Source organism: Parcubacteria group bacterium (genome assembly GCA_016181765.1).
Classification (GTDB): domain Bacteria; phylum Patescibacteriota; class Patescibacteriia; order UBA2169; family UBA2169; genus CG10-46-32.
In genome coordinates this window covers 70,020-96,359 of record JACOYR010000006.1, presented here as the reverse complement: position 1 = coordinate 96,359, position 26,340 = coordinate 70,020, and the positions used below count along the sequence as shown (strand labels likewise).

General features: G+C 54.3%; 30 protein-coding genes and 4 tRNA genes. 6 read left to right on the top strand and 28 right to left on the bottom strand.

Features of this window, described 5'->3' with window-relative positions:
• Positions 1-154 precede the first annotated feature (154 nt).
• Positions 155-751, bottom strand: coding sequence for an IMP cyclohydrolase (locus HYT31_05045; protein MBI2051130.1), 597 nt, complete (start codon positions 749-751; stop codon positions 155-157).
• Between the two features lie 225 nt (positions 752-976).
• Between HYT31_05045 and HYT31_05040 the strand changes: the two genes are divergently transcribed.
• Positions 977-1,552 (top strand): hypothetical protein, encoded by a 576-nt coding sequence (locus tag HYT31_05040; protein MBI2051129.1) that lies wholly within the window; start codon positions 977-979, stop codon positions 1,550-1,552.
• Between the two features lie 64 nt (positions 1,553-1,616).
• On the opposite strand, the gene HYT31_05035 is transcribed toward HYT31_05040, so the two are convergent.
• The 16 genes from HYT31_05035 to HYT31_04960 all read right to left on the bottom strand — a co-directional run bounded on the left by HYT31_05035 (position 1,617) and on the right by HYT31_04960 (position 14,245).
• Positions 1,617-1,701, bottom strand: a tRNA-Leu gene (locus HYT31_05035).
• Between the two features lie 225 nt (positions 1,702-1,926).
• A complete protein-coding gene (locus HYT31_05030) occupies positions 1,927-2,181 on the bottom strand; it encodes a YggU family protein (protein MBI2051128.1) in 255 nt (84 codons plus the stop codon).
• 42 nt (positions 2,182-2,223) lie between these two features.
• A complete protein-coding gene (gene tig / locus HYT31_05025; protein MBI2051127.1) occupies positions 2,224-3,507 on the bottom strand; it encodes a trigger factor in 1,284 nt (427 codons plus the stop codon).
• A 16-nt stretch (positions 3,508-3,523) separates the two neighbouring features.
• A complete protein-coding gene (locus HYT31_05020; protein MBI2051126.1) occupies positions 3,524-4,096 on the bottom strand; it encodes a 1-acyl-sn-glycerol-3-phosphate acyltransferase in 573 nt (190 codons plus the stop codon).
• A 50-nt stretch (positions 4,097-4,146) separates the two neighbouring features.
• On the bottom strand, positions 4,147-6,141 hold the full coding sequence (locus tag HYT31_05015) for a sodium-translocating pyrophosphatase (protein MBI2051125.1): 1,995 nt from the start codon (positions 6,139-6,141) through the stop codon (positions 4,147-4,149).
• A gap of 16 nt (positions 6,142-6,157) precedes the next feature.
• Positions 6,158-7,483 carry a transcription termination/antitermination protein NusA gene (nusA, locus tag HYT31_05010; GenBank protein MBI2051124.1) on the bottom strand — a complete coding sequence of 442 codons (1,326 nt, stop codon included), beginning with the start codon at positions 7,481-7,483 and terminating at the stop codon, positions 6,158-6,160.
• A 128-nt stretch (positions 7,484-7,611) separates the two neighbouring features.
• Complete coding sequence (locus HYT31_05005; GenBank protein ID MBI2051123.1) at positions 7,612-9,279, bottom strand: hypothetical protein; 1,668 nt, start codon at positions 9,277-9,279, stop codon at positions 7,612-7,614.
• Between the two features lie 207 nt (positions 9,280-9,486).
• Positions 9,487-9,858, bottom strand: coding sequence for a YraN family protein (locus HYT31_05000; protein ID MBI2051122.1), 372 nt, complete (start codon positions 9,856-9,858; stop codon positions 9,487-9,489).
• Positions 9,858-10,220, bottom strand: a complete 363-nt coding sequence (locus tag HYT31_04995; GenBank protein ID MBI2051121.1) for a hypothetical protein — start codon at positions 10,218-10,220, stop codon at positions 9,858-9,860. Before HYT31_04995 ends, HYT31_05000 begins: the two co-directional genes overlap by 1 nt.
• 38 nt (positions 10,221-10,258) lie before the next feature.
• A complete protein-coding gene (locus HYT31_04990) occupies positions 10,259-10,804 on the bottom strand; it encodes a class I SAM-dependent methyltransferase (GenBank protein MBI2051120.1) in 546 nt (181 codons plus the stop codon).
• A 69-nt stretch (positions 10,805-10,873) separates the two neighbouring features.
• Complete coding sequence (locus HYT31_04985) at positions 10,874-12,094, bottom strand: Glu/Leu/Phe/Val dehydrogenase (GenBank protein ID MBI2051119.1); 1,221 nt, start codon at positions 12,092-12,094, stop codon at positions 10,874-10,876.
• A 15-nt stretch (positions 12,095-12,109) separates the two neighbouring features.
• Entirely contained in the window at positions 12,110-13,036 is a 927-nt protein-coding gene (trxB, locus tag HYT31_04980) for a thioredoxin-disulfide reductase (GenBank protein ID MBI2051118.1), read from the bottom strand.
• 18 nt (positions 13,037-13,054) lie between these two features.
• Positions 13,055-13,378: a thioredoxin gene (gene trxA, locus HYT31_04975; protein MBI2051117.1), complete on the bottom strand. Its 324-nt coding sequence runs from the start codon at positions 13,376-13,378 to the stop codon at positions 13,055-13,057.
• A 395-nt stretch (positions 13,379-13,773) separates the two neighbouring features.
• Positions 13,774-13,849, bottom strand: a tRNA-Ala gene (locus HYT31_04970).
• 162 nt (positions 13,850-14,011) lie between these two features.
• Positions 14,012-14,087 (bottom strand) — tRNA-Arg (locus HYT31_04965).
• Between the two features lie 81 nt (positions 14,088-14,168).
• Positions 14,169-14,245, bottom strand: a tRNA-Ala gene (locus HYT31_04960).
• Positions 14,246-14,379: 134 nt separating this feature from the next.
• Here HYT31_04960 and HYT31_04955 point away from each other — a divergent pair.
• Entirely contained in the window at positions 14,380-14,817 is a 438-nt protein-coding gene (locus HYT31_04955) for a polymer-forming cytoskeletal protein (GenBank protein ID MBI2051116.1), read from the top strand.
• Positions 14,818-14,823: 6 nt separating this feature from the next.
• Positions 14,824-15,603 carry a hypothetical protein gene (locus HYT31_04950; protein ID MBI2051115.1) on the top strand — a complete coding sequence of 260 codons (780 nt, stop codon included), beginning with the start codon at positions 14,824-14,826 and terminating at the stop codon, positions 15,601-15,603.
• Here HYT31_04950 and HYT31_04945 read toward each other — a convergent pair.
• From HYT31_04945 to rpmH, 5 genes are read right to left on the bottom strand one after another with little or no spacing between them, the layout of a single operon-like run.
• Entirely contained in the window at positions 15,600-15,929 is a 330-nt protein-coding gene (locus HYT31_04945) for a PRC-barrel domain-containing protein (GenBank protein ID MBI2051114.1), read from the bottom strand. The genes HYT31_04950 and HYT31_04945 overlap by 4 nt on opposite strands.
• Positions 15,930-15,933: 4 nt before the next feature.
• Positions 15,934-16,665: a membrane protein insertase YidC gene (locus HYT31_04940; GenBank protein ID MBI2051113.1), complete on the bottom strand. Its 732-nt coding sequence runs from the start codon at positions 16,663-16,665 to the stop codon at positions 15,934-15,936.
• A 3-nt stretch (positions 16,666-16,668) separates the two neighbouring features.
• The gene (gene yidD, locus HYT31_04935) at positions 16,669-16,902 is read right to left on the bottom strand and encodes a membrane protein insertion efficiency factor YidD (GenBank protein MBI2051112.1); all 234 of its coding nucleotides are present in this window, start codon (positions 16,900-16,902) and stop codon (positions 16,669-16,671) included.
• A complete protein-coding gene (rnpA, locus tag HYT31_04930; protein ID MBI2051111.1) occupies positions 16,899-17,240 on the bottom strand; it encodes a ribonuclease P protein component in 342 nt (113 codons plus the stop codon). The genes yidD and rnpA overlap by 4 nt, the downstream gene beginning before the upstream one ends.
• A 4-nt stretch (positions 17,241-17,244) precedes the next feature.
• The gene (rpmH, locus tag HYT31_04925) at positions 17,245-17,385 is read right to left on the bottom strand and encodes a 50S ribosomal protein L34 (GenBank protein MBI2051110.1); all 141 of its coding nucleotides are present in this window, start codon (positions 17,383-17,385) and stop codon (positions 17,245-17,247) included.
• 175 nt (positions 17,386-17,560) lie between these two features.
• Here rpmH and HYT31_04920 point away from each other — a divergent pair, with 175 nt between their 5' ends.
• A complete protein-coding gene (locus tag HYT31_04920) occupies positions 17,561-17,989 on the top strand; it encodes a hypothetical protein (protein MBI2051109.1) in 429 nt (142 codons plus the stop codon).
• 146 nt (positions 17,990-18,135) lie between these two features.
• On the opposite strand, the gene HYT31_04915 is transcribed toward HYT31_04920, so the two are convergent.
• From HYT31_04915 to HYT31_04890, 6 genes are all read right to left on the bottom strand, one after another.
• Positions 18,136-18,825, bottom strand: coding sequence for a hypothetical protein (locus HYT31_04915; protein MBI2051108.1), 690 nt, complete (start codon positions 18,823-18,825; stop codon positions 18,136-18,138).
• 18 nt (positions 18,826-18,843) lie between these two features.
• On the bottom strand, positions 18,844-19,212 hold the full coding sequence (locus HYT31_04910; GenBank protein MBI2051107.1) for a GIY-YIG nuclease family protein: 369 nt from the start codon (positions 19,210-19,212) through the stop codon (positions 18,844-18,846).
• 98 nt (positions 19,213-19,310) lie between these two features.
• A complete protein-coding gene (gyrA, locus tag HYT31_04905; protein MBI2051106.1) occupies positions 19,311-21,788 on the bottom strand; it encodes a DNA gyrase subunit A in 2,478 nt (825 codons plus the stop codon).
• 1 nt (position 21,789) lies between these two features.
• Positions 21,790-22,059, bottom strand: a complete 270-nt coding sequence (locus HYT31_04900) for a hypothetical protein (GenBank protein ID MBI2051105.1) — start codon at positions 22,057-22,059, stop codon at positions 21,790-21,792.
• The gene (locus tag HYT31_04895; GenBank protein ID MBI2051104.1) at positions 22,056-22,667 is read right to left on the bottom strand and encodes an MBL fold metallo-hydrolase; all 612 of its coding nucleotides are present in this window, start codon (positions 22,665-22,667) and stop codon (positions 22,056-22,058) included. The genes HYT31_04900 and HYT31_04895 overlap by 4 nt, the downstream gene beginning before the upstream one ends.
• 83 nt (positions 22,668-22,750) lie before the next feature.
• Complete coding sequence (locus tag HYT31_04890; protein MBI2051103.1) at positions 22,751-23,179, bottom strand: hypothetical protein; 429 nt, start codon at positions 23,177-23,179, stop codon at positions 22,751-22,753.
• A 148-nt stretch (positions 23,180-23,327) separates the two neighbouring features.
• Here HYT31_04890 and HYT31_04885 point away from each other — a divergent pair, with 148 nt between their 5' ends.
• Entirely contained in the window at positions 23,328-24,491 is a 1,164-nt protein-coding gene (locus tag HYT31_04885; protein ID MBI2051102.1) for a S1 RNA-binding domain-containing protein, read from the top strand.
• Between the two features lie 2 nt (positions 24,492-24,493).
• On the top strand, positions 24,494-26,317 hold the full coding sequence (hflB, locus tag HYT31_04880) for an ATP-dependent zinc metalloprotease FtsH (GenBank protein ID MBI2051101.1): 1,824 nt from the start codon (positions 24,494-24,496) through the stop codon (positions 26,315-26,317).
• Positions 26,318-26,340: the final 23 nt, after the last annotated feature.

Here is a 26,340-nt window from a genome sequence, read left to right as displayed (position 1 = left end):
CACCTCCCTAAGTTTAGAGGGAACTGCTGTTTGGTTGCTACTGGCTACCTTAATTCCAATTCTGACGATTGTCAACCAAAAAGAAAAGCCGTGCCGCAGACCCTACATCTCTGTAGTAGTCCGCGGCACGGCCAAGGCGCTGGCAGAGCGCCCGCTAGACGTTCTGCTTTTCCAGGTATTTCGCGACAACGCCGTAGTACTCGGAAGCGTATCGGAGCCCGGTGGTAGCGAAACTCATGCGCCAGCGCAGCGGAACCGTGCCGCTATTCTGTTCCAGGAGGCACGCGACAGTATCGTAGTCTCCTGGGTCGGGAACAAGAACCACGTGCGCGTGGTTCTTGGCAGCGGCCGCGAGCATGGCCGGTCCGCCGATGTCAATCTGCTCCACCGCCTCCTCAAGCGTAGCACCTGGCCGCCCAAGGGTCTCCACGAACGGGTAGAAGTTCGCGACCACAAGTTCAATGGGCTTGATGCAGTGCTGCGCGAGGTCGCGCATGTGGCCTTCGTCATCGCGCTTCGCCAGAATCCCGCCGTGAATCTTTGGATGCATGCTCTTGACCCGGCCGCCGAGGATTTCCGGAAACCCAGTCACCTCGGAAACGTCGGTAACCGGAATCCCGGCTTCCCGCAGTGTTCGGGCCGTGCCGCCGGTTGAGATGATCCGGATGTCTAGGGCAACGAGCCGACGTACAAACTCCACGAGGCCGGTCTTGTCCGAAACGCTGATGAGCGCCCGCTCTACTCGGTTCATTCCACAATCCTCCGGTTTTCCGGCCAAATCTTGGCCTCGGTTAACAATGAACTGCGTGAATGTTGTTTTGCAAATCCTCATCAAACCCTACCTAAAAAACGCAAAAAGCGCAAATTGGTTGACGCAACCAATTCATTCTGGTATACCAATGGGTACCGCACATTGAATCCAACAACCAACCGACAAACAAACGACCATGAGGCACAGATGCGCCGGATAAAGATAGTGGAAAGGGAAAAAAGAGCTCTTGAAGCAACACTTGCGCAAGCATCAGGGGCGCTCCAAAAAGCGCAGGAACAAATAGCGCTCCTCCAACAAAAAGTGCGCACCCTGAAGGAAAGGCTGCGCACGGTAGAGGGCAAAAAGCTCTGGGAGCTTCTGGAGCAAACAGCCACACAAGGCGAGGATGGACGCCGAATCTATGAGTTGGCGCAAAAGCTGGAACTCACCGATACTGGCGCGCAGGAGCGCGAAGAACTGCGCGCGCGGCTTCCCAAGGCCGTACATGACGGCAGGGCTATGCAGTATGAAGACCGATTTCTGCGCGACCTGCAAGGCCTCCAGGAGCGCGAACGCCTGGAAGTGGTTGAAGCGCTACATCGGTTTGCCGCACATGGGGAGCAATACTCCTCGTTCAAGACCAAGCGGCGGCAAGGCCTGGACATAACCGGCATTCCGGGAGGAAGTTTTGAAAGCCGCTCAAACAGGGAGTACCGGTTCTTCTGGAAACAGGGCGACAACGGCATCATCATGTTTTTCCGTGTTGGCCACCACACGGAATTCAGCTCATCCGAATGGTAGTGCCCGTATCCGGGTACGCCGAACAGCCTCGCACGATGCTCCGTGCGAGGCTGCTTTTTTTATGTGGTGCCGGGAGCGGGACTCGAACCCACATGCGCATAGCGCACGACATTTTAAGTGTCGCGTGTATACCATTCCACCATCCCGGCACGCACCATCACTGTAGCCGGGAATTGAACCCGTATCTCCACCTTGGCAAGGTGGCATAATAGCCATTATACGATACCCGCTCGTCAGAGTCGGACTACAGCCTCCGCATGCTCACTGCGCGAGCCTGCTTCGGCTTTCGTCCGCCTCTTCCTCTCAAAATTTCCGTTAACTTCGCTTCGCTCAGCCCAACGGAAATTTTGTATATTTAAGACAAAAAAAGTATATCAAATCATGCCTTTTTGTAAAGGTATGCTGTCCGGAACTTCCAAAACTTTCTCACGCGATGTTTCGCCCCGGACAATGCGGATGCTTTGCCTGGAAACTCCCCACGCGTCCGCCAAAAACTCAACCAGGGCCCTGTTGGCCTTGCCCTCAACCGGGGGCGCGGTAATGCGCACGCGCAAGATGCCGTCTTTAAGCCCGATAATTTTGTTCTCTTTTGAGCGTGGCGTAACTTTTACCGTGATGCGTTGCGGCATAACCACCCCCTAACCCCCTCCTCAATACAGGAGGGGGAATAATTAAGAAACCTTTTCCGCCAGTGCCTTAAAAATTTTCCGGCTCACCAGCATGTTGCGCACATAGTCGCGGTAGCGCGGACTCTCAAGCTCTGCCGCCAGTTCGGGCTGGGATGCATACGCCTTTTTGGCGATGGCAAGCTCCCGCGCGACATCATCATCGCTGATCTTGATTTGTTCCCGCTTGCCGAGCTCGCGGCCCACCAGGCTGACTTTGACCCGATGCTCTGCCTGGGGCCGGAACTCGCGGGCCAAATCATCTTTTGGCTTTTTGATGCTCTCAAGATAATCCTCAAACTTCATGCCCTGGCGGGCAACATTCTGCTCAAGCTCGGCGAGCATCTTCCGTGCCTCGCGTGCAATGAGCTGATCCGGAATCTCGCCAAACTCCGACCGCCTGACCAGCTCGTCCATGGCCGCCATTTCAAAGCGCTCCCGCTCTTCACGCTCTTTTTCGTACTGCAGGCTCTCGCGGATCTGCGTGCGCAAATCATCCGCAGTCTGGCTGTGGCCAAGCTCTTGTGCGAATGCATCATCCATTTCGGGTACAGTGCGCTCAAATACTTGTTTGATGGAAACCGCAAACTGCGCAGGCTTGCCTGCCAAAGACTTCTCGTAGTACCCGTCCGGAAACATTAATTCAAATTCTTTCTTGTCCCCGGCTTTCAAGCCCATGATCTGCTCTTCAAATCCCGGGATGAATCTTCCCTCGCCCAGGACCAGCGGAAAATCTTTTGACGCCCCATGCTCAATGGCCGCGTTAGCGCGCTTCACTTCCAAATCCAAAACCACGCGGTCGCCGTGCTGTGCCGGCCGGTCCGCTGCGGCTTCTGCGGCGTGCAGTTCGCGCAAATTACTGATGACTTTCTCAACCTCGGCATCGCTTGCTTTTACTTCTTTTTTCTCAAGCGTAATGCTTGAAATATCCCCCAAGGTAACGCTCGGCAGTAGGACAATGGCTGCTTTGTAGGCAACACCAAAAGGCGGCACCATCTTGGTGATGCTGATGTCGGGCTCGCCTGATGCGTCCATATTCCGCTCGCGAACAGCCGCCCCCAGGGTGCGGCCTACAATGGACTGCAATGCCTCTTCGTAAATCTTTGCTTCCCCGCCGATGTGGCGCGCAAGCACATCATAGGGAGCTGTGCCTTTGCGGAAACCCGGAATCTCAATGTGCTCGGCGATATGTTTTGCCGCGCACTGCAAATCCTGCTCAATGTCGCCCCGCTCAAGGTCAAAAACCAATTCAAGAACCGATGCTGATAGTTTGTTCTCGCTAATCTGCATGAATGGCTAGCATACTCTACCCGCTGTATTCGTGCAAGCGGGGCCGCTTTCCGCACAATGCTCCAATGGCGGCCATGATATCGTCCGTGGCGCGGTACAAAAGTTCGCGCGTGACCTGCTTGCCGTAGCACGCGGAGAGGTCAACCGCGCGCCCGAACGACAGAGTGGCGGCATTCCGCTTGAACGCAAACTCCCGGATAACGTCCCAGACCGTTGCAATGGAGGGCCCGGCGTACCCGACCGGTATCACGGGCGCGGAGGAAGCGAGCGCCAAACGCGCCACGCCGGTCTTGCCCAATGCCAAAGCGCGCGCGTCCGTGTTGCGCGTCCCTTCCGGGTACATGCCGACCACGCCCCCCTGCTCAAGCACCCGTTCGGCCTCTTTGAGCACGGCGCTCGGATTGCGCCAATCAACCAAGAGCGTTGCGAGCGCGTTCTTAATAGGTTTTGTCCACCATGTGCCCCACCAGTAGTCATCCCGCGCAACATACCACACGGGCTTGCGGATCTTGCGATACACCAGAGCAGCCAAGACCCACTCAAGCGGGAATGTTATCCAGCCCGTGCGCAGACTTGAGGAAAAAAGCATTCGTGGCCGGGAATGTCCACGCTACGTACGGGTAGATTGTTTTTTCCATACTATACCAAAAATCCAACAATCAAAAGCGCGACAATATTGATCACTTTGATCATGGGGTTGATGGCTGGGCCTGCCGTATCCTTGTACGGGTCCCCAACCGTGTCCCCGGTGACCGCGGCCGCATGCGCTTCCGAGCCTTTGCCGCCGTGCGCGCCCGCCTCAATGAGCTTCTTGGCGTTGTCCCACGCGCCGCCGCCCGTGGTCATGGAAATGGCCACGAACAAGCCCGTAACAATGGAGCCGACAAGCATGCCGCCCAGGGCAACCGGCCCCAAGAGCCAGGCAACGATAACAGGAGAAAGCACGGGAATGAGCGCCGGCACAAACATCTGCCGCAAGGCGTCCTTGGTGACAATGTCAACGCACGTGCCGTAGTCAGGCTTGGCGCGGCCTTCCATGATGCCTTTGATTTCCTTAAACTGCCGGCGCACCTCTTCCACCACTTTGCCCGCGGTCTTTGACACCGCTTCCATCACCAGGGCGCCAAAGTAGTAGGGCAAGAGGCCGCCGATGAACAAGCCGATGATGACGAGCGGGTCAGAGAGCCTGAACAGGAGCTCTCTGCCGTGCAGGACAAATTCCTGGGAGTATGAGGCGAACAGGACAAGCGCGGCCAAGCCCGCAGAGCCGATGGCATACCCTTTGGTGACTGCCTTGGTGGTGTTGCCAACCGAATCCAGTTTGTCTGTAACGTCACGGACATCAGCGGGAAGGCCCGCCATCTCCGCAATGCCACCCGCATTGTCCGTGATGGGCCCGAACGCGTCAACCGCAACAATCATGCCGGCAAGCGAGAGCATGGAAACCGCCGCAACCGCAATGCCGTAGAGCTCCGCGAACGCGTACGAGCCCCAGATGCCGAGGGCAATCACAATCACCGGCAGGGCGGTTGCGCGCATGGACACCGCCAAGCCCGCAATGATGTTGGGGCCGTGCCCTTTGGTTGAAGCGTCCGCGATCCCTTTGACCGGGCCGTACTTGTCCGAGGTGTAGTAGTCAGTAATGGCAACCAAGCCGGCAGTCACCCCAAGCCCGACCAAAGCCGCGTAGAACACGTTCAGCGGCACAAAGTGCCCGTTTCCCTCCATGAGCCGGAGCGTTGCATAGTAAAATCCGGCCGAGGCAAGCACGCCGGTCGCAACCAGCCCCTTGTACAGGGCTGCCATGATGTTTTCGCGGCTTCCGAGGCGCACGAACAAGAGCCCGATAATTGACGCGATAAGGGATATGCCGCCCAAAACGAGCGGGTACAGGACCGCATTCTCAAAATCAGGAAACAGGAGCGTGCCAAGGAGCATGGCCGCAACCATGGTTACGGCATAGGTTTCAAACAAATCAGCGGCCATGCCCGCGGTGTCGCCGACATTGTCGCCGACATTGTCCGCGATCACGGCCGGGTTGCGGGGGTCGTCTTCGGGAATGTTCTTTTCCACCTTGCCTACAAGATCCGCGCCCACGTCAGCCGCCTTGGTGTAGATGCCCCCTCCGAGGCGCGCGAAAATGGAAATAAGGCTCCCGCCGAACCCGAGGCCGATGAGCGCGTTCACATCCTTATTCAAAGAGTAGAACCCGGCAACGCCGAGCAAGGCCAAGCCCGCAACCAAAAATCCGGTTACTGCCCCGCCGCGCACCGCGACTGCCATTGCCTTGGAAAGCCCGCGGCTTGCCGCGTGCGCAACCCGCACGTTCGCGCGCACGGCCACGTTCATGCCCGCATACCCCGCAACCGCGCTGAACACCGAGCCGACCAAAAAGCCCCACGCCATGTTCCAGGACAGCCCAAAGCCAATCGCGAAAAATGCCAGAAACGCCACAACCGCAATGGTCCGGTACTGCCGGTTGAGGTACGCCTTTGATCCTTTCTGGATCGCAACGGCAATCTCCTGCATTTTTTGGTCCCCTGCTTTGCGCCCGAGCACCCATGCCGCAAGCACGGTACCCGCAAAAATGGCGAGCACCGAGGACGCGAGTGAAAAAAGAAGATACGTAGACATAGTAGGTATCCCTTAATTATGTATCTGACGTTGGTTCCTCCTTTGGCTTGGGCACTTCCGGCTTGGGCACTTCCACGTGTTCGGCTTCCCCGTTTGAGCGTGCGGCCTCTTCTTTTTTTCCAGCCTCTTCCGGCGCTCCGGGCTCTTGGGGCCCCTTTGCCGGAGCTTCGGGGGCGGCAACGCCTTGGGCTGGCTTAATATCAATCCTCCATCCGGTCAAGCTGGACGCGAGCCGGACGTTCTGTCCCTGCTTGCCGATGGCCAAAGAAAACTGGTCAGCGGCCACGAACGCTTCCGCGGTCCGGGCTTCCTCGTGCAGAGCAACATCAGCCACCTTTGCAGGGGAAAGCGCGTTCTTAATGAACTGGATGTCGTCCGCGTCCCACTCAATAATATCAATTTTTTCTCCGCCCAGCTCGTTGATGATGAACTGCACGCGCGTGCCGCGCTGGCCCACGCACGAACCCACCGGATCCACATTATCTGCGGAGGTAGTAACCGCTATCTTTGAGCGGCTCCCCGGCTCGCGGGCGATTGACTTGATGAGCACGGCACCATCCGCGATTTCCGGAACTTCCATTTCAAACAATCGGCGCACCAGCTCGCGCGCGCTGCGCGAAACAATCACCTCGGGCCCGCGGCTTGAGGTTGCGACTGATTTGATGAAAAAGCGCAGCTGCGATCCGGAAGAGTAGTGTTCGCTCCGCACCTGCTCGGAAGGCGGCATGATGGCCGTTGCCTGGCCAATGTCAACCAACACGTTGCCCGCCTCAATGCGCTGGATCGTGCCGTTGATGAGCGTTCCCTCTTTGTCCTTGTACTCGTTGAACACGACCTCGCGCTCTGCCTCGCGCAGGCGCTGGATAATGACCTGCTTCGCGGTCTGCGCGGCCATGCGGCCGAACTCGCCCGGAACCTCAAGCTCCTGCACCAGCTCCTCGCCGAGTTCAGCGCCCGGCTTAATCTCGCGGGCTTGCGAAATCATAATCTGCGTCTTTGGGTTGAACCGCTCTTCTTCCTCTTCGCCCTCAATTGCCGCAGAAGCTTGGCCCTCTTTTTTCTCTTCGGGCTTCTCTTCCGTCTTTTCAATGGTCTCGCCTTCTGCGCCGATCACGTTCCCCTCTTCGTCCAGTTCCTGATCCTCTACCACGGTTTTTACGTCATAGACCTTGATGGCCATGGTTTCCGGATTAAAATCAACCTTCAGGTTCTGCATGCGATTCCCGAAGTCTTTGCGGAAAGCGGCGGCCAGCGCCTGCTCAATAGTGGAAAGCACGCTCTCCACGGAGATGTGCTTTTCGTCGCAAATGGCTTTGATGGCTTGTAGCACTTCTTTTGACATAGGCTTTTGTAGGTAGAAAAAATAGCTAGTCTACCTTTCGTATAACTAGCCTACTGGTATGGTAGCACGTTTTTGGGAAATGGCAAGCGCAACAACACGCCCCGCTCCAAGAGCGGGGCGTGTATTCATCAAAACATCGGCGGAGGCGGGGGAGGCAGGTCATCGGGCCCGTCAAACCGCGGGGGCATGTCATAGCGCGGCAACTCCGGGGGAGGCGGGGTATTATCCGGTTTTCTCTTTTCGCCTTCTTTCTTTTCCTCTTTGTCCCCGGGCAAACGGGTCACATTAACGTTTACGGACTCATCATCCTCCTTAAAAATGCTCACCACGCGCTCCCCGAGCTGGGAGCGCTTTTCCTGGATGTACCACACCAAAATAGAGAGCAAGAGGAATACAAGGATCACAATGCCGATAACCAGGGATGTGTTGAGTGTAAATTCACTTGCCGCGCCGTCAGTCTGCCGCACCACGGCCCCTGGCGCAATCTCCGTAACTTCATCGTCTTCGGCCCCAGCCTCTTCGTCCGCCTGCGCAAGCTCTTTAGGCCCATCCGCAGCGCCGAGTGAGCCCTCGTCATCAGCAATAATGCGGCCCGCGGGCGTTTGCGGGACCAATGGCGCCTCGGGCAGTGCATCCGGAACAACCGGCTGTTCGGGCTCTCCGGGTTCAGCCAGCAGATCAGTCACCGTCAAAGGGGTTGGTTTCTCGGGTTCGGAAACCGCAATCGGGGACTTTGGCTCCTCGCCCTGGTTCTCTGTTGCCGCAGGCTCCTCGGCTGGCACAGGCTCCTCATCATCAATTATGCCTGCGCTCGGCACCGCATCGCCAACCTGCCAGTAAATCGGCAATGAATTATTGGAGAGTTTGCCGCGGTCAGACGCGAACGTTTCAATGGTGTGTCTGCCCAAACCGAGAGCAAGCCGCGGCTGGTACGCAAAGCTGATAACCCCGGATGGATCCTGGCCGAGCGGGATCTGCTGCAAAATTTTTCCGTCAACCACGATTGAGACCACAAATCCGTTCTTTGCGATCCCCGTGATAAACGGCCGCTCAATGCCTGAATCAGCGTTTACAACGGGCCTGAACAGGACCGGCGCCGGGGTGGGGGGAAGGATGTTGATGGTGAGCGCATGTGACGCGAAGCTCTCTTTTCCGCGGGAATCGCGGGCAACGGCAGTGATGGCGTGCTCCCCGAGCCCTAAGCCCTTGAGCTCTGTCCCGAAGCTTGCGGTACCGGATGCGTGGTCTTTGGCCTGGGTGCGGGCGCGCTCAACCCCGTCAACCAAAATCCGGACCAAGGAGCCGTTAGCCGCAACCCCGCCGACCCATGCGCGGTCAGCTCCGAGCTTGGCTCCTTCTGAAGGGACCAAAAGCGCGGGAGATGGATTCGGGATAACTGTAATGAGTGTTACCAGGCTCAACTCTGAAAGCTCTCCGCTTGCCGCATCGCGCGCCTGCAGCTGGATAGCATGCCCGCCTGACCCAAGCGGCAAAAACGGGACATACAAAAACCGGCTGTCGGTGACTGTTGCGGCGCCATTGAGTACACTATCTATGAACACCAATACCTCGCTCGCTCCCTGCGCGGTTCCCGCCAAAACCGGCGCCGGGGCGGTGAAGCTCTGCCCCTGCTCCGGGCTTGCCAGAATCGGTGCAGAAGCTGCCTCTACTCCCTGGGATCCGGACAGCGCAAAAACCGCGCTTGCGATTATGGCGAGTCCTGCTGCAATTAGAGTATGTTTTGCGCTCCTGTTGGTAGAGCCCCAAAACCGTGTGTGCTGTTGTGGCGTGGCCATAGTGTGGCCGAATGCTCATGCCTCTTCCTGTTTCTGATTGATGAAGAGAAATGAGGTCTAGGCTGCTTGCCTCCTGCGTACAAGCTATGGCCGATTGAATGAACTTAAGTATATTGTAGCGCAAAAAACCAAAAAACAAAACATCAAAAAAATATCCTAAAACAAGGGGTGTGGGTAATTCTGTGTATAGCCTATGGAAAAGTCCCCTTAAAAATCCAGCGCCTCGCACTGCGCCCTGTGGTGCCTGATATTCAAGGTCTTTGGCGTTGATCCGGGGCTGATTGTCACCACATCAACCCTGAAATCTTCAATTTCTTTTAGGCTAATGTAAGCGGAAATAATCTTTTGGAGTTTTTTTTGTTTTTCGGAGTTAATAGTCTGCTCCGGCAAGCCGCGCATACTTTTTAAACGCACCCTCACTTCCACGAACACGGTCTGCCCAGCTTCCTCGGCAATAAGATCAATCTCGCCGAACCTGTTCTGGAAGCGCCTCGCGAGTATCCGAAATCCTGCCTTGACCAAATACCAAGCAGCAATGTCTTCCCCGCGCGATCCGAGGTTTTGAGTTGGGGAGCCCATTACTCAAAATAGTCCCGCTTGTTTGATTCACGGCTAACCTGTTTTCTCCGCATAGGAACAGTATTGAACCTATAATTAAGCGCCAAGGTTAGCCAAATTACCGCTATAATCCCCCAGATCAGGATAAAAACAGGGGCAGACAGATACAGCACATTTATCTGTCTGAATCCGTACAAAATAATGCCGATAAGCCCCATGGTCCAGGCAAGGGAATTGAACTTTGATGCTGCTTTTTTGGCGAAAATATCACCTTTTTTAGATAAAATTTTAACCAGGACGGCAAGCGCCAAGAGCCCGATATTGAACCACAAAAACACGTCCGCGAGGTTTGAAGTGAATGGCCCGTGATTCTTGTTGAACAAATATGCCGGGGAAAGGAGATGAAGTAGAATGTCTATGCTCATTGTTGTTTACATACTATTCCGTAGTGAAATTTTCCTGCGTCTATATCCGCCTGTTTTTCAAACCCCGCGCTTTGGGCAAGCTGCAGCGCCTGATCCGCGCCCACGCGCGCATCCGGGGCAGGGCCAATGCCGGTTGCGCCAGGCAGCCAGTCAACCACGAGCAGAGTGCCTTCTTTTTTAAGCAGGCGTTTCGCTTCCTTAAACACCGCGGCCTTGTCTTTCACTAAAAACAGTATATTCACCAGGAGCACCGCGTCAAGGGATGCGGCCGCAATCTGGGTTGCCCCGGGCACTTCCAGGTCTGACCAAATGGCGGTGATATTGGAAATGCCCTCAACCCGCACCTCTTTCTTTACTTGTTCAAGAACCGCCTTTTGCACGTCAACCGCATACACCCTGCCCTTTGCACCCACGGCGCGGGACGCGGCAAATGACATGTAGCCGGTTCCGCAGCCCAAATCGCCGACCTGGGAGCCGGGAGCAAGCTTGAGCTGGCTCACTATGCTGTCTGGATTCAAGAATGACGCATCCTGGTTTGGCATACGCATTTAGTATACAACAAATGAACGCCAAAAAACAGAGAACAACGAATCATCCCGCGCATACCGGCGCTATTGCATCGCCTCAATGATCCGGCGGACCGCAACCATGAACGCGGCTGTGCGCAGATCAACATTGTGTTCCTTGTGCGCGTCCCACACTGCCCTGAATGCATCTTTCATCACTGACTCAAGTTTGGCGAACACTTCCTTCTCGCTCCAGTGTTCGCCCTTGAGGTTTTGGTCCCACTCAAAGTAGCTCACCGTGACTCCGCCCGCGTTTGCAAGCACGTCCGGGACCACGTAGGTTTTTTTTGCCCACAGGATCGCGTCCGCTTCCGGAGTGGTGGGGCCGTTCGCGATTTCAAGAACCACCTTAGCCTGGATCCTGCCTGCGTTCTCTTTGGTGATCTGGTTTTCAAGGGCAGCAGGCACCAGGATGTCGCACGCAAGCTCCAAAAGCTCGCGGTTTGAAACGCTGGTTCCGGCATCGCTCGCAACCACCGAACCCCGCTCTTCTTTTGTTTTCATGATTGCTTCAATGTGCAAGCCATCCGGATTATAGATGCCGCCCTTGGAATCAGAAACCCCGACAATGCGGCAGCCCGCGGCAGAGGCGAGCTGGCTAAAGTGGTAGCCCGCATTCCCAAACCCCTGAACCACAACCCGCTTTCCGGCTAGCTCCATGCCCAGGGCAGCCATAAGCTCCCCCAGCACGTAAAAAGCACCCTGGCCGGTTGCGGTGCCCCGGCCCTCGCTTCCGCCAGCCTCAAGTGATTTTCCGGTAAATGTCGCGCGTGTTTTCTCGCCGGTAATTTTTTCGTACTCATCTGCCATCCAATCCATAATCTGCGGATTGGTGTTTACGTCCGGGGCGGGCACGTCCTGGTGCGGGCCAATGTGCGGAGCCATGTGCGCAACCCACGCGCGCGAAAGCCGCTCCAGTTCGGCGCTTGATAGCTCTTTGGGGTTGACCGAAACCCCTCCCTTGCCGCCTCCCATGGGAATGTTTACGACCGCGGTTTTGATTGCCATCCAGAACGCCAGGGCCTTCACCTCGTCAACATCAACCTGCGGATGGAAACGGATGCCGCCCTTGTACGGGCCGCGGCTGTTATTGAACTGCACGCGATAGCCTTTGAATTTTTTCTCTGAACCGCTGTCCAGCATCACGGGAATGTCAAACTCGTGGATGTGGTTCGGCTCTTTGAGCTTTGCAACCGCGCCCGGGCCAAGGTTAAGTTTTTGTGCGGCAGCATCCAGCTGCTGCATTGCGTTCTCAAATGCGGACATAGGGCGGTTTTCTTATTATGGTTCTTGTTTTTCCAACCAGCGCTCTGCGTCTATTTCAGCGGCGCAGCCCGCCCCTGCCGCGGTTATTGCCTGGCGGTATTCGTGGTCATGCACGTCTCCTGCCGCAAACACGCCCGGGACGCTCGTCATCATGCCGTTTTTGAGCACCACATAGCCTTTTATATCAAGCTCAAGCTGGCCCTTAAAAATATCAGTGTTCGGCGCGTGGCCGATTGCCACAAACACGCCCTGGCATAGGATCTCCGACTCCTCGTTGGTCTTGTTATTTTTAACTTTCACGCCGGACACGGAATTTTCTCCAAGCACCTCAACAACTTCGGTATTCATTAAAAATTTTATCTTCGGATTTTTCTCTGCTTTTTCCTTCATGTACGTGCTCGCGCGGAATGAGTCTTTGCGCACCAGCACTGTGATGCCCGCAACAAACTTAGTGAGAAATATACTATCCTGCAAAGATACATCGCCGCCGCCGACCACCACCACGTCCTTGCCCCTAAAGAAAAACCCATCGCACGTGGCGCAGCTTGATACGCCCTTGCCGCGCAAACGCTGCTCCGAAGGAAGGCCGAGCCACTTGGCCGAGGCTCCGGTTGCAATAATCACTGCGTCTGATTGGTACTGGTCTTCCCCAGCCCACGCCGAAAACGGGCGGCTCTTAAAATCAACCCCATCAACCGCCTTATCAATAATGTTAGTGCTAAACCGCTCTGCTTGTTTGCGCATCCTTTGAACTAGTTCCGGCCCCTGAATGCCTTCTGGGAACCCGGGGAAGTTTTCCACATCAGTGGTGAGTGAGAGCTGGCCGCCCGGCTCAAACCCGGTAAACAAAATCGGCTTAAGCTGGGCGCGTGAAGCATAAATCGCTGCAGTATATCCCGCGTTTCCCGAACCAATAATAATGAGTTTTGATATATTAGCCATACTACATTTTGGCTAATATTAGCTATTTTTTACTATATCAATCTTTGCCTGTATATCGTCTTTTTTATGTAACCCAACTAATATTTCTATTGGTTTGCCGTCTTTGAATATAATGATTGTTGGAATACTCATAACTCCATATTTTGACCCGGACTCCTGGTTTTCATCTACATTGAGTTTTGTTATTTTTACATCTTTGGCCTGATCCGCAATTTCATCAATTATGGGGCCCTGGATTTTGCACGGCCCGCACCACGGCGCCCAAAAATCTACAAGGACCACTCCCTTAACTTGCTCAACCTCTTGATTAAAATTTTGGTCCGTAAGTTCTAGCGCTGGCATATTTTAAGTGTTTATTTAAAGACAAAGCATGATTTATTATATGTTCATTTTAGAATACTGTCTAATATTAATAACTATAATACTGTGGAATAGGTGAATAAGTAAAATTTAAGGCTAACACTAGTGTTTATTTATAAAAATATAACACTAATAACTCTTATTTATTTATTCGCATCTTATTGAGTATGTGTGTATAAAAATTGTCAGGATTTTTCCTGACAAGTGATGATAAGCGTATATGCACAATAAATAAACAAATAAGTGATAAGTTATTCACATAGATTTAATTTGGCTAATATTAGCCTTTCTCACAGGAAATCCACAGGACATGTGAATAACTCAAATACATACTATTAACAACAAATGTTGTCAGGATTTTTTAAACAATACTTGTCTGGTGGACCTGAGGAGATTTGAACTCCTGGCCTCCACAATGCGAATGTGGCGCTCTACCAACTGAGCTACAGGCCCTCGTCGTAGTCGCGCTGCGGGTTTCTTCTGTGCCTTACAGCACTGACTACACCCTCCGCACGCCTACTCCTCTCAAATTTTCTCTTAACTCGCCTGCGGTGAGCCCAAGAGAAAATTTGTAAGAAAGAGGTATTTTTAAAGTTTAACACTGAACAATTTGTCTGGTGTCCTTACCAGGACTTGAACCTGGATCAATGGCTTAGGACGCCACTGCTCTATCCAATTGAGCTATAAGGACGCGTCAGATTCATAATTTTTGTTCAACCCATGTAAATTTTGTTCAACCCATCATGAAAAAGTTGACAATTTTGACAAATTATGGTGGACCCTACCGGATTTGAACCGGTGGCCTCTTCCATGCCATGGAAGCGCTCTAGCCAGCTGAGCTAAGGGCCCGCGTCAGAGTTGGGGTTTGGGGTTCCGCATCCGAGCAAAATATAGGCGAATTATACCGTAATAGCGTTATTTTTACAATGCATGCCCATTTTAGTATACTATAGGAACCTATAATCATTAAAAGGGGCACTATTATGGCAATGTTTAACGGACGCGACAAGGGAGAAAAACAAAAAAGCTTTGAAATGAAAGAGGGGGAGGTGGAGACCATTATTGGGCCGAGCGTTAAAGTTGAGGGAGATTTTAAGAGCGACGGGGATGTGCTGGTGCAGGGGATTGTGAATGGGAGCCTCAAGACCAAAGGCAACCTAAAAGTGGAAGAAGGGGCTAAGATTAAAGCAAATGTGGAGTCTGCGAGCGCAATTGTGCGCGGAGAAATTGCCGGAAATGTGACCGTCAAAGACAGCCTTGAGCTCGGCGGATCCGCAAAAATTACCGGAGACATCATTACCAAAATACTCTCCATTGAGCCCGGCGCAGTGCTGCACGGCCATTGTTCGGTGTCCGCGACCGAGGTTGAGGCAGGGGAGAATGAACCTGCCCCGGTCCAAAAACCAAAAAAAGAAACATAACGTGTTATGTATGCGTATTTTATTGATGACTGGGCAAGTAATTCGCACCACAGGCTCTTAGACAGGCTTGATTTACTCTCCACCCAGCAGGGCATTTCGGGCCGCAAGGTCCGGCTTTCGCGCCTCTCAAACATAACCTCGGACATTAGGGAGTGTCTGGGGAGCGGCATTAAGACGTTTGTGGCAGTGGGGGATGATGCGACCGCGAGCAGAATTTTAAACCACGCGCTCATCCTGCAGTCCAAAGAACCCTTTTCTTTTGAGTTTTGCGCAGTGCCGCTTGCCGGATCCAATGAAATCGCCCGCCTTTTTGGCATTAACAGCATACCAGAGGCAGTGGATGCGCTCGCCGGGCACCGGACGCACGCGTTTGACTTGGGTGTTTTGAACCAGCGCCACTACTTTGTAACTGCCGCCGTGTTCCCCAAGCAGAGCGCGCTGCGGTTCAAATCATACTCTGTGAGCTCCCTGCACCAGGATCACCACATCAGCGTGTGCAATGCGGATATTTACCGCAGCGCGGCCGGCCCAAAAAAAATCACCCCAGATGACGGGGTGCTGGAGGCGGTGATCGCGTACCGTCCGCGGTACTCGTTTTGGGACCGGATCCGGGGGAGGGAGCCCAACACCAAGTATGTGCCTGAAAGTTTTTTCCCCATAAAAAAAATTACCATAAGAGGAACATCCAAGACCGTATCTATTTTCGCGGACACCGAAAAACAGCTCACGAGCCCCATTGAGGTGGAGGTCAAAGCCCGCGGACTCACCGCGATCGTGCATTCCTAGCGCACGCTACCCTCCGCTCTGTGTCGCGTGATGGCTTCCACAGCCCCAAGCTGTGGCTTATTTTTTGCAAGCGCTTCGCTGGCTTGCACGGCCGCTCTGACGCTGTCTTCCACCACCATTTTTTCCTTGGTGATAGAGATCACTTGGTCGCGGTGGATGAGGAGTCCCGCCGTATCAAATAAGTGCGATATGCCCGCAGGCTTAACTTGGTACTGGTAGAGGGCCTGTGTTTCAATTTCAACAACCACTGCCTCCACTTTGCCGAGGTGCGTGCCACTTTGTGTTTCAACCGGAAGGCCTAAAATGCCTTTGATATCAATAAGCATATGGTTATGCCGCGCGTGCCGCGGGTACAGCGCCCGCGTGCTTGCGGAAGACCGCAATCTGCTGGATGAGCGTGGTGAGCGTGTTAACGGCCCAGTACAGCGTCAAGCCTCCGGGCAGGGTTGCGCCGAAGACGACTGTGATGACCGGGGCAATGTACATCATCTGCTTGTTCATCATGCTGGTCATACTTTCGTCCGCTGCCCCCGGAACCAAGGGCTGGCGCTTGTGCACGAGCATCCGGGTCTGCCAGAACTGCAGTGCGCCGGCCGCGAGCGCGATTATGATGCTCGGCGATTCTAGGTTTACGATTCCCAGGAACACGGTGTTGATTGTTTCGGGAATAGCGACAAAGGAGTAGAGCAGGTCAAGGTTGCCGGTTGCAACCTCATCCCGCAGGACCTGGAAGATGGCGAGCAAGAACGGCAGTTGGACCAGGAGCGGCAGGCACGAGGAGAATGGGCTCACTTTTTCCTTCCGGTAGAGCTCCATGAGCTCCCGGCCCTGGCGTTCCCGGTCGTCTTTGTATTTTTTTCGCAGCTCATCAACTTTGGGCTGGAGCTCCTGCAGGGATTTTTGCGAGCGCAGGGATTTTGCGGACAGCGGCAACAAGATGATTTTTATGAGCACCGTGAGGCCGATGATTGCCCACCCGAAATCATCGCCCGGAATAATGTTGTGCAGCCAGACCAGGAGGTTCAAAATCGGTTGGTAGAACAGGATGACAAACGGATTCATAGGTTATTGTACTGGATCATAGCCGCCTTGCGCCCAGGGGTGGCAGCGCACAATTCGTTTTGCCCCCACAGCAGACCCCTTCAGTATACCAAATGATTGGATTGCGTCATATGCGTATTCTGAACACGTGGGGCGGTACTTGCACGCGCCATGCGGGAAAAATCCCTGTACGAGCCCGTGGTCCGGGGAGAGCGTCTTTTGGTAGAGCTTGATGAGCGCGAGCGCCAGGCGTTTCATATGAGGCGTGTTTTTTTGAACAGGCTGATGGTGAGCGTCCGCAGTTCAGCGAATGCCATTTCCAGGAGCGGTTTTCTAGTGAGGATAATACCGTCAAAACCCGGGGCAACCCTGGGCATGATTTCCCTGCGGAGGATTTCCCTCAAGCGGCGCTTGAGCTTGTTGCGCTCCGTGGACCGCTTGGAAATTTTTAAGGACGTGATGATGGTGAAGCGCGAAACCTTGAGGCTGTTCTTTGCGAGCCGCACACCGAGGTTCCCGACAAAAAAAGACCTGCCGCGTTTGTGCACGGCGAGAATGTCGGACCGTTTGGCAAGGCGGTTGCTGGCTGCGAGCATGGGTTTAAACCGTCAGCCGCTTTCTTCCTTTTGCCCTGCGCCTTTGGAGCACGTTGCGGCCTCCTGGTTTGGCGGAGCGCTTCCGGAATCCGTGCACCCGCGCGCGCTTCTTTTTTTTCGGCTGGTAGGTTCGTTTTGTTGACATAGTGTTTGTGAAATGAGTGACAGATACAGAGTAACACGCGAACACCGTTGATACAAGCACGAACTATATCATGAAATACAGATGCTTGACAAGACGCATAGTTTTGTGATAAGATGCAGTCTTCGCGTAAAATTGCGAAGTGTTCCCAACAACCCCTAGCGAAAGGCTAGAAACCATGAAGGTGAAGGCAGTGATTTCCAGAGAAGCCCCTATGACGCTGTTCGCAGCGTTCAGCAGCGCGGCATTTGCCAGGACCTTCCTCCAGAACGTTGTGAGCGGCTGTCTCGGTGTGAAGGACCCAGCCGAACGTCCGGCCGAGTACTACGTCCAGGAACCCGACCCCATGGTCGCGGTCGGCGGGTACCTCGGCGTGGAGCTGCGGCTCACTGGCGTTTCCCGGAACGGACGCACAGCAAAGCAGTTCCACGACGCTCTGAAGACGCTCAAGGATCTCGCTGCGCGAACCATCACCGAGAACCTCACGGCCGGGCGCGTCCAGCTCTTTGTGGTCATCGTGCTGGACGGCGACGTCGAGACCAAGCCCGGCTCGGGCCAGTACAGCAACGTGCTGGAGTCCGACGCCATCTGGGTTGAGACCAACTAGCCCAAGTCGGCATAACCTTCTGGCTCCGCCGACCGCACCCTTCTTTCGCAGATGGCAACATCGTCTGCGGGGGAGGGTGCTTTTTTATACAAAAACAACCCATCGGATTGGTGGATTGTTGGCTTAGGATTTGTGTTTATAAAGTGCTAAGAAGTGGGATTGTCTGTGCCCGAATCTGGGTCTTCGGGATAGAACCTACTTTTTTGTCTAATTTGAAACTGTTTGTTTTTTTCTTTTAGTTTTTCTATATCTGTGGCTGAAATTTCTTGAAATGTTTGAGTTGATGAGAAAGTATAAACTCTGGTGGCGCCTCCTACGCGCGCATCTTGGTCTTCAGTTTCTTGAATACACAATATACACAGCTCTTCCCCTGCGTCTACTTTTATTTCAGGCTCGTAAAGGCGGTTTAACAAGTAGTCCGCAATATACGGTATGCCTATACACTCGAAACCCGTAACAGCTTTCCTGGGTACAAAGTTGTCTGTACTATTCAATTTATAAATTTCTGCTTTTGGTGTAGGATCATTTGTATACCCAGCTAGAAGTAGTTCGAGATGAGGACGTTTTTCTAGCGGCGAGCCCTCAAAAAAATCGTTGAATTTTTCCTTTCCCTTGATCCGTATTTGTTCTGCTAAATCTAAAATTCCTGTGCCGTGATTTAACCCACTTTTTATTTGGTCGAGAAAATACATTGCAAGACCACCGTCTCCTGCAATACCAACAGCGCTATGGTTACCTAATTTGAAAATTTTTTGTACGGTACTATTGCTAGTTATTTCAGAACTAGCTTTACTGTCAGAGGCAACAACAATCCCGTTTTTTGATTTTAACCCCATTACTAAAGTCATTTTTGATTAATTTAGGTTTGCTTCTACATCCAAAGGACTTTTTGGCTCTTCGGGGTTGTATTCTGGAATATAGTGTCTGTACATCTGTTTCTCAATAGCTTGTTGTATACTTCTGTCCGGCACTAGGGCATATCTGAAAACAATATCTCCTCCTTGTGATAAATATTTTTGTAGGCGAATATTTTTTTCTTCACTGGATTGATGGTGTAACAACTTATTTTTTATGTTTTCAGCACTTCCAACAAAAAAAACATAATATTTTCCATCATCTGCTTTTTTGGAAATACGGTAAACTCCCCCAACACTTCCTAACTTTTCTATCTCTCCCGTATTAAGAGAGATAAGCTTTGACCAATTTATATCAATTTTTGCCATATTGCGTTTTCTTTGACTTGAGTAATCGGTGATATTTCCTTTTAGTGTCATCTATTTTATAATTTTAAATATATTGTAGCACACTCTTTTCCATAATTTTACACCAGCGTCACATTTGCCACGCGGTCTCCGGGCTGCTTGAAGCGCATGATGCGCACCCCCTGCGTGGCCCGTCCGAGCTTGTTGATGGACTTTAGGGGCAACCGGATGGTTTGGCCCTTGGCGGAAATGGCGAGCACATCCGTCTTTTCATCCACGGTCGCGGGATCAAGCAAGCGCGCGCCCACAACCTCGCCGGTTTTGGCGGTGACGTTCGCGGTTTTAATGCCGGATCCGCCGCGGGACTGGACCTTGTATTCCAAAACCGGGGATTGCTTGCCATAGCCTTGAGCCATGACCACGAGGAGGGTGGTGTCTTTCTGGGCCTTGGGATTAAAAATGTCCATGCCAACCACGTGGTCGCCTTTCTTGAGGCGGATGCCGCGCACCCCGGCCGCGGCGCGGCCCATGGGGCGCACGTCCGCTTCTTCAAACCGGATTGCCTGGCCAGCCTGGGACACGAGCATGATTTCGTCATCCCCGCCCGAGGGCTTGACCCAGCGCAGAGAGTCGCCCTCTTTGAGCTTGATGGCAATGAGGCCGCTGCGGCGCACGTGGCCAAAGTCATTGACGTCAACTTTCTTGATGGTGCCCCCGCGCGTGACCATCACCAGGAACTTAGCGTCTTTCATGTCATCCAGCGACAGCACCACATTCACCTTTTCTTCGCCCGCAATCTGCAGGAAGTTGACGAGCGACGAGCCCTTAGCCGTGCGGCTTGCTACCGGAATGTCGTAGCCCTTGAGCTGAAATACTCTTCCGCGCGTGGTAAAGAAGAGGATGTCTGAGTGCGTTAAGCCCGTAAAGAAGATGGACACTTCGTCCTCCTCCTTGGTGGTCAGGCCCACCACGCCCTTGCCGCCGCGGCCTTGGGTCTTAAAGGTGTCCGGTGCCATGCGCTTGATGTAGCCGTCCCGCGTGATCATGACCACCATTTCCTCATTCGGAATCAAATCTTCCTGCGAAAACGTATCAACTGCACCGGCAACAATCTTAGTGCGACGCTCTTCGCCGTACGCTTCCTTGAGCTCTTTGAGCTCGCCCTTGATGATGGAAACAACTTTCTTGGGGCTTGCGAGGATTGCCTCAAGCTCCGCAATCCAGGCGCGCTTTTCCTTGAGTTCGTCTTCCAGTTTTGCGCGCTCCAGGTTTGCAAGCTGGGACAGGCGCATGTCAAGGATGGCATTGGCCTGCAGTTCCGTGAATTTGAACGCCTTCATCAATCCCGCCCGCGCCTCGTCCCGGTCCTTGGATTTTTTGATCAGGGCAATCACTTTATCAATAATGCCGATTGCCTTAACCAAGCCTTCCAAGATGTGGGCCCGCGCTTTGGCGCGCGCCAAATCAAATTCGGTCCTAGCCTTGATGACGGTTTTGCGGTGCTTGATGAACTCTTCAAAGATGCTCTTCAACGTGAGCACGCGCGGCTGGATGCCGTCCACCAAGGCGAGCATGTTTACGTGGAAGGTTGCCTGCAGGGCAGTGAGCTTAAAGAGGCGGTTTAAGATTTTTTGCGGGTACGTGTCTTTCTTTAGTTCAATCACCACGCGCACTCCGTCCTTATCGGACTCATCCCGCAGGTCGCGGATGCCCTCAATTTTTTTCTCCTTTACGAGTTCCGCGATTTTGGCGATCAAATCAGCCTTGTTCACCTGGAACGGAACCTCGGTGATGATGATGTCGTGCGTACCGCCTTTGGACTCCACAATGTCCGTGACTCCGCGCATGACAATGCCGCCCTTTCCAGTTGCGTAGGCCTGCTTGATGTCGTCTCTGTTGTAGATGATGCCGCCGGTCGGGAAGTCCGGACCTTTTACGATTTTGGCGAGTTCATTGATGTCAATGTCAGCGTCATCCAGCACCGCGGAAATGCCGAGAGCGAGCTCGGAAAGGTTGTGCGGGGGAATGTTGGTTGCCATGCCCACGGCAATGCCCAGGGTGCCGTTTAAGAGCAGGTTCGGCAGTTTTGCCGGCAAAACGCGCGGTTCTTTTTGGGTGCCGTCGTAGTTGTCCGTGAAGCTGACGGTTTCTTTTTCTATATCCGCCAAAAGCTCTTCCGCGATTTTAGAAAGTTTTACTTCGGTGTAGCGCATGGCAGCTGCCCCGTCTCCGTCCATGGACCCGAAGTTGCCCTGGCCGTGCACCAGAACCTCGCGCATGGAAAAGTCCTGGGCCATGCGCACCAAGGCGTCGTACACCGCAACGTCCCCGTGCGGGTGGTACTTGCCCAATACTTCTCCCACGACGGTTGCGCTCTTGCGGAACTTGGCGGAGGACTTAAGCCCGAGCGTCCACATGGCGTAGAGGATGCGGCGGTGGACCGGCTTTAAGCCGTCCCGCACGTCCGGCAAAGCGCGCGACACGATCACGCTCATGGCGTAGTCCAAATAGGCGCGCTGCATTTCGTCCACAATGGGTTGCGGCTCTATGGTGCCGATGGGGTTTTGGGGTTTTGCTTGTTCTTCCTTTTTAGGCATATCACTCGGCGCGTTCTATGGCGTCTCCGAACACCCGGCTGCGCAGATCGTCAATGTTCACCTTGTTTTCGGTTTTTTGCGGTTCGGGCGCGAATACGGAAAATGATTTCAAGATATCGCGCGTAAAATTTTTAAACGACGCCCCGTCCGGAGCCGAGGCACTTTGGCGCGGAAAAAACCAGATGCTCCAGGCAGATACAATGACTGCCATGGCAAGGACGATGACGAGCAGCATGTAACGGGAGTGCTTTGTGCGTTTGCTTGTTTTCATATGATATAGAGCACTTCCAGGGTATCTATAGGGAGGTCTTTTTTGGCGATTTTTACGCGCTCTTGGGGTTGGGGGGATGCGCCCATTTCTTTGAAGAACTTGGATGCGTCATCATACGGCGTTTTTACGGCTTTGTGCTTTGCGTGCATGGGAATGACGATTCGGGGCTCTATCTTTTCAACGATTGTTTTTGCGGCCGCCGCACTCAGCACGCCGTTGCCGCCAACCGGGAGCATGAGGATGTCGGCGCCTTCAAACAATTCAAGCTCACTCTCCGAGAGATCGCGGCCAAGCCCGCCTAAGTGCACCACAGCCATGCCCTCAATGGTTGCGCGGGAAAGCAGGGATTGCGGCCCGCCTTTTGGCGGATTGGCGAGACAATATACAAAAATTCCCCCTGCCTCAAATTCGCCGGGAGCCTGTATGGCCAGGAGCTTTTCGGCCCGGGGCTCCACGTTGATTTCGTCCGACGGGTTGCCGAACACCACTACGTCAGCCTTCATGCGGCTTGCACGCAGCTCGCTTTTTGCAGAGGGCGGGGCAAACAAGACAACGTTCTCTCCGGCCTGGATTTTTGCGCCCGACAAACCGAGCAATTCAATAATCATACATCATCAATAATGCAAGTAAAAAAGTGCCCTCAAGGCACGGTAATACTACACAAAAAAGGGGCAAAAGTAAAGGCTGATTTTTAGCCTCTATTTCCGCTCTCCGGGATGTTGAGGCTTATGCGCGCGTTCTGGGTTTGGGCCATGCTGATTGATCCGCTTTCCGTAGCCGGGCTGTATAAATCCAGGCGCGTTTTAGCCGGGGCTTTTTTGTTTTCGCCTTTTATTCCAGGTGCCGGCTTCTTATTTGGGGCTTCCGTGCGCTTGAGGATGGCCTGGCGCTGGCCGTAGGCGCCCCTACTGTACCCCTTGAACTGCATTCCTTCTTGCCCGGCTTTCTGTATCACCGCATCAAGGAGTTTTTTCTGCTGTTTTTGGTTGAGCTGTTTTTTGAGCTTTGAGGCGGCTCCGGCTTCCTGGAAGAGGCTGTATACATCATCTTTTGACGCTCCGCCAGTGCGAACGCCTTGGGCTGCGCGAAGCAGGTCCCCTGGTGTTGTGTCGTGCTGCATAGGCTTTAAGTATACCACCACCAGCCACACTTGCAAAAAACGCCGATTTTGTATATAATTAGCTCTGTTCTAATTTTCCCCGGTTTTATTAGTAATTTTTAACAGTAACCCTTGCGCCCCGGGAACGCAGGGAACTTAAACCCATACTATGATTGACGTTCAAGCGGGCGCTGATAGTGCCGTTGCATCACCGAAACAAGCGAACACCAACACCAAAAGCCACAACGCGATCATGAGCTTTCCGCACGCGTCCGAAGAGACCAAGCAGGTGCTTTCGGAAAGCGCGCATTTTGCCATTCCCAAAGTGGGAGAACTCATATCCGGGGAGGTGCTTGATATTTCAAAGAACGGCATTGTGGTGACTATTGGCGGCGTCCTGACCGGACTGGTGCGTGGGAAAGAACTGGATGACGAATCCGGCGTGTACTCAAAACTTTCTGTTGGAGATTCCGTGGAGGCTACAGTGCTTGACATTGAGAACGAGCAGGGCATGCTTGAGCTTTCGTTTCGGCAGGCTGGGCACCGCAAGGCATGGGACTTGCTTGCGGCCCTCGCTTCAAGCGGGGAAGTGGTTGACGCGAAAATCATTGATGCGAACAAAGGGGGACTCATGGTGAAGGTGGGCAACGTGGAAGGGTTTTTGCCCGTGTCCCAGCTTACGGTTGAACACTACCCGCGCGTTGAGGGCGGGGACAAGAACCGGATTCTTGACCGTTTGCGCGCATACGTAAACCAGATATTCCGCGTGAAGGTGATTACGGTGCGCGAGCGTGAGGAAAAGCTGATTGTCTCCGAGAAAGCGGCCTGGGAGCGCGAGCAGCACGCCCAGCTTGAAAAGTTCAAGGTCGGGGATGAGGTTACCGGGCGCGTTACCGGGGTGGTTGATTTCGGGGTATTCGTTGAATTCGGCGAAGGCCTGGAGGGGTTGGTGCACATTTCCGAGCTCGCGTGGCAGCGCATTGACAACCCCGCTGATCTGGTAAAGGTGGGGGACTCCATCCGCGCGAAAATCATTGCCATTGATAACGGAAAAATTTCCTTGTCCGTCAAAAAACTCATTCCTGACCCCTGGAAGCAGGCCGCGGACAAGTACAAGGTCGGAGATACGGTTTCGGGCACCGTGCTCAAGCTGAACCCGTACGGCGCATTTGTGGAGCTTGATCCGGACATCCACGGCCTTGCGCACGTCTCTGAACTCACCAAGGGCGGAGAGCAGGATTTGAGCAAACTGCTCTCGGTCGGAGAAAAGCGGGACTTCAAAATCCTTTCCATTGAGCCTGCGGCCCACCGTTTGGGCCTCGGGCTTGGGTAACCATGCGCTCACTCCTCAAAAACTTTGTGATCTTTTTTCTCGCATTCCTGGTGATTGCCGGATTTTTGAGCGCATTCTCGTCCCCGTTCAGCGCGGACGAGGAAGCCGGATTCGCGTCTGTGGTTGGGTCCGTCAAAGCCGGCGAGGTTGAGAAAATTTTGGTTGAGGGCGACACGCTGTATGTGTCGTACGCGGATGGAAGCGAGAAGAAGTCGCGCAAGGAGACCGGAGAAACGCTGGCCGGGCTCCTCGGCATCTACGGCGTCTCCGATGCGGAGATGGCGCGCGTTTCCATTGAGAGCAAAGAGCCGGGCGGCTTAGCGCTCTGGGCTTCGGCGCTTGCCCCGTTTTTGATCCCGCTCTTGTTCATCGGGTTTTTTATTTGGTTCATGATGCGCCAGGTCCAGGGCGCGAACAACCGCGCCATGATGTTCGGGAGCAGCACGGCGCGCGAGGATCAGGAGGCCCGCAAGAAACAGCAGGGCAAGAAAACCACGTTCGCTGACGTGGCCGGCTCAACCGAAGCGAAACAGGAGCTGGAAGAGGTGGTTGAATTTTTGCGCCAACCCCAGAAGTTTGCGAAGCTTGGGGCCCGCATTCCGCGGGGCGTGCTCTTGGTGGGGCCGCCGGGCACGGGCAAGACGCTCTTGGCCAAGGCGGTTTCCGGAGAAGCCGGGGTGCCGTTCTTCCACATGTCTGGTTCTGAATTCGTTGAGATGTTCGTTGGAGTGGGCGCCTCGCGCGTGCGGGACCTATTCCGCAAAGCAAAGAAGAGCGCCCCGGCAATCGTGTTCATAGACGAGATGGATGCTGTGGGGCGCCAGCGCGGTGCCGGGCTTGGCGGTTCGCACGACGAGCGCGAGCAGACCTTAAACCAGATTCTGGTTGAAATGGACGGCTTTGAAACCGGCACCAATGTGATTGTGATGGCCGCGACCAACAGGCCGGACGTGCTGGATCCGGCACTCTTGCGGCCAGGCAGGTTTGACCGCAGGGTAACCATTGATTTGCCGGACATCAAAGAGCGGGAGGCGATTTTGAAACTGCACGCCCAGGACAAGCCCCTGGCCCGCGACGCCAACCTGCGGGCAGTCGCCGAGCGCACGCCCGGCTTCTCTGGCGCTGATTTGTACAACCTCCTGAACGAGGCCGCCATTCTCACGGCGCGCAAGAACCGGACCCAGCTTGCGCAGGACGACATCCTTATCAGCATAGAAAAGGTGCTGCTCGGCCCGGAGCGCAGGTCCCACGTGCTTTCGGAAAAAGAAAAGAAGATCACCGCATACCACGAGGCGGGGCATGCCGTGGTTGCGCACGTGCTGCCTGATGCTGATCCCGTGCACAAGGTTTCCATTGTGTCGCGCGGCCGCGCCGGCGGGTACACCCTGAAGGTTCCGAGCGAGGACCGGCGGTTCCACTCCCGCAGCGAGTTTGTCGCGGACCTCTCGGTGCTGCTTGCCGGGCACGCCATTGAGGCAAAGGTGTTCGGGGACGTCACAACCGGAGCGGCGAGCGACCTCAAGCGCGCGACCGGGCTTGCCCGCGCCATGGTTACGGAGTACGGCATGAGCGAGAAACTGGGCGCGCGGACGTTCGGGGACAAAGAAGAGCTCATATTTTTAGGCAAAGAATTCGGAGAGCAGCGCGACTACGGCGAAGCCTATGCGGGGCTCATAGACGAAGAAGTCTCCGGGCTCTTGCGCGAGGCGTATGAGCGCGCCGCAAAGCTTATTGTTGAGCACATGGGCCGCATTGAGCGCGTGGTGGCCGCCCTGCTTGAGCATGAGACGCTGGAGCGCGAGGCGTTTGAGCGGCTTATGGCATAGGCGTGCACCCGCAGCTCGGGTGT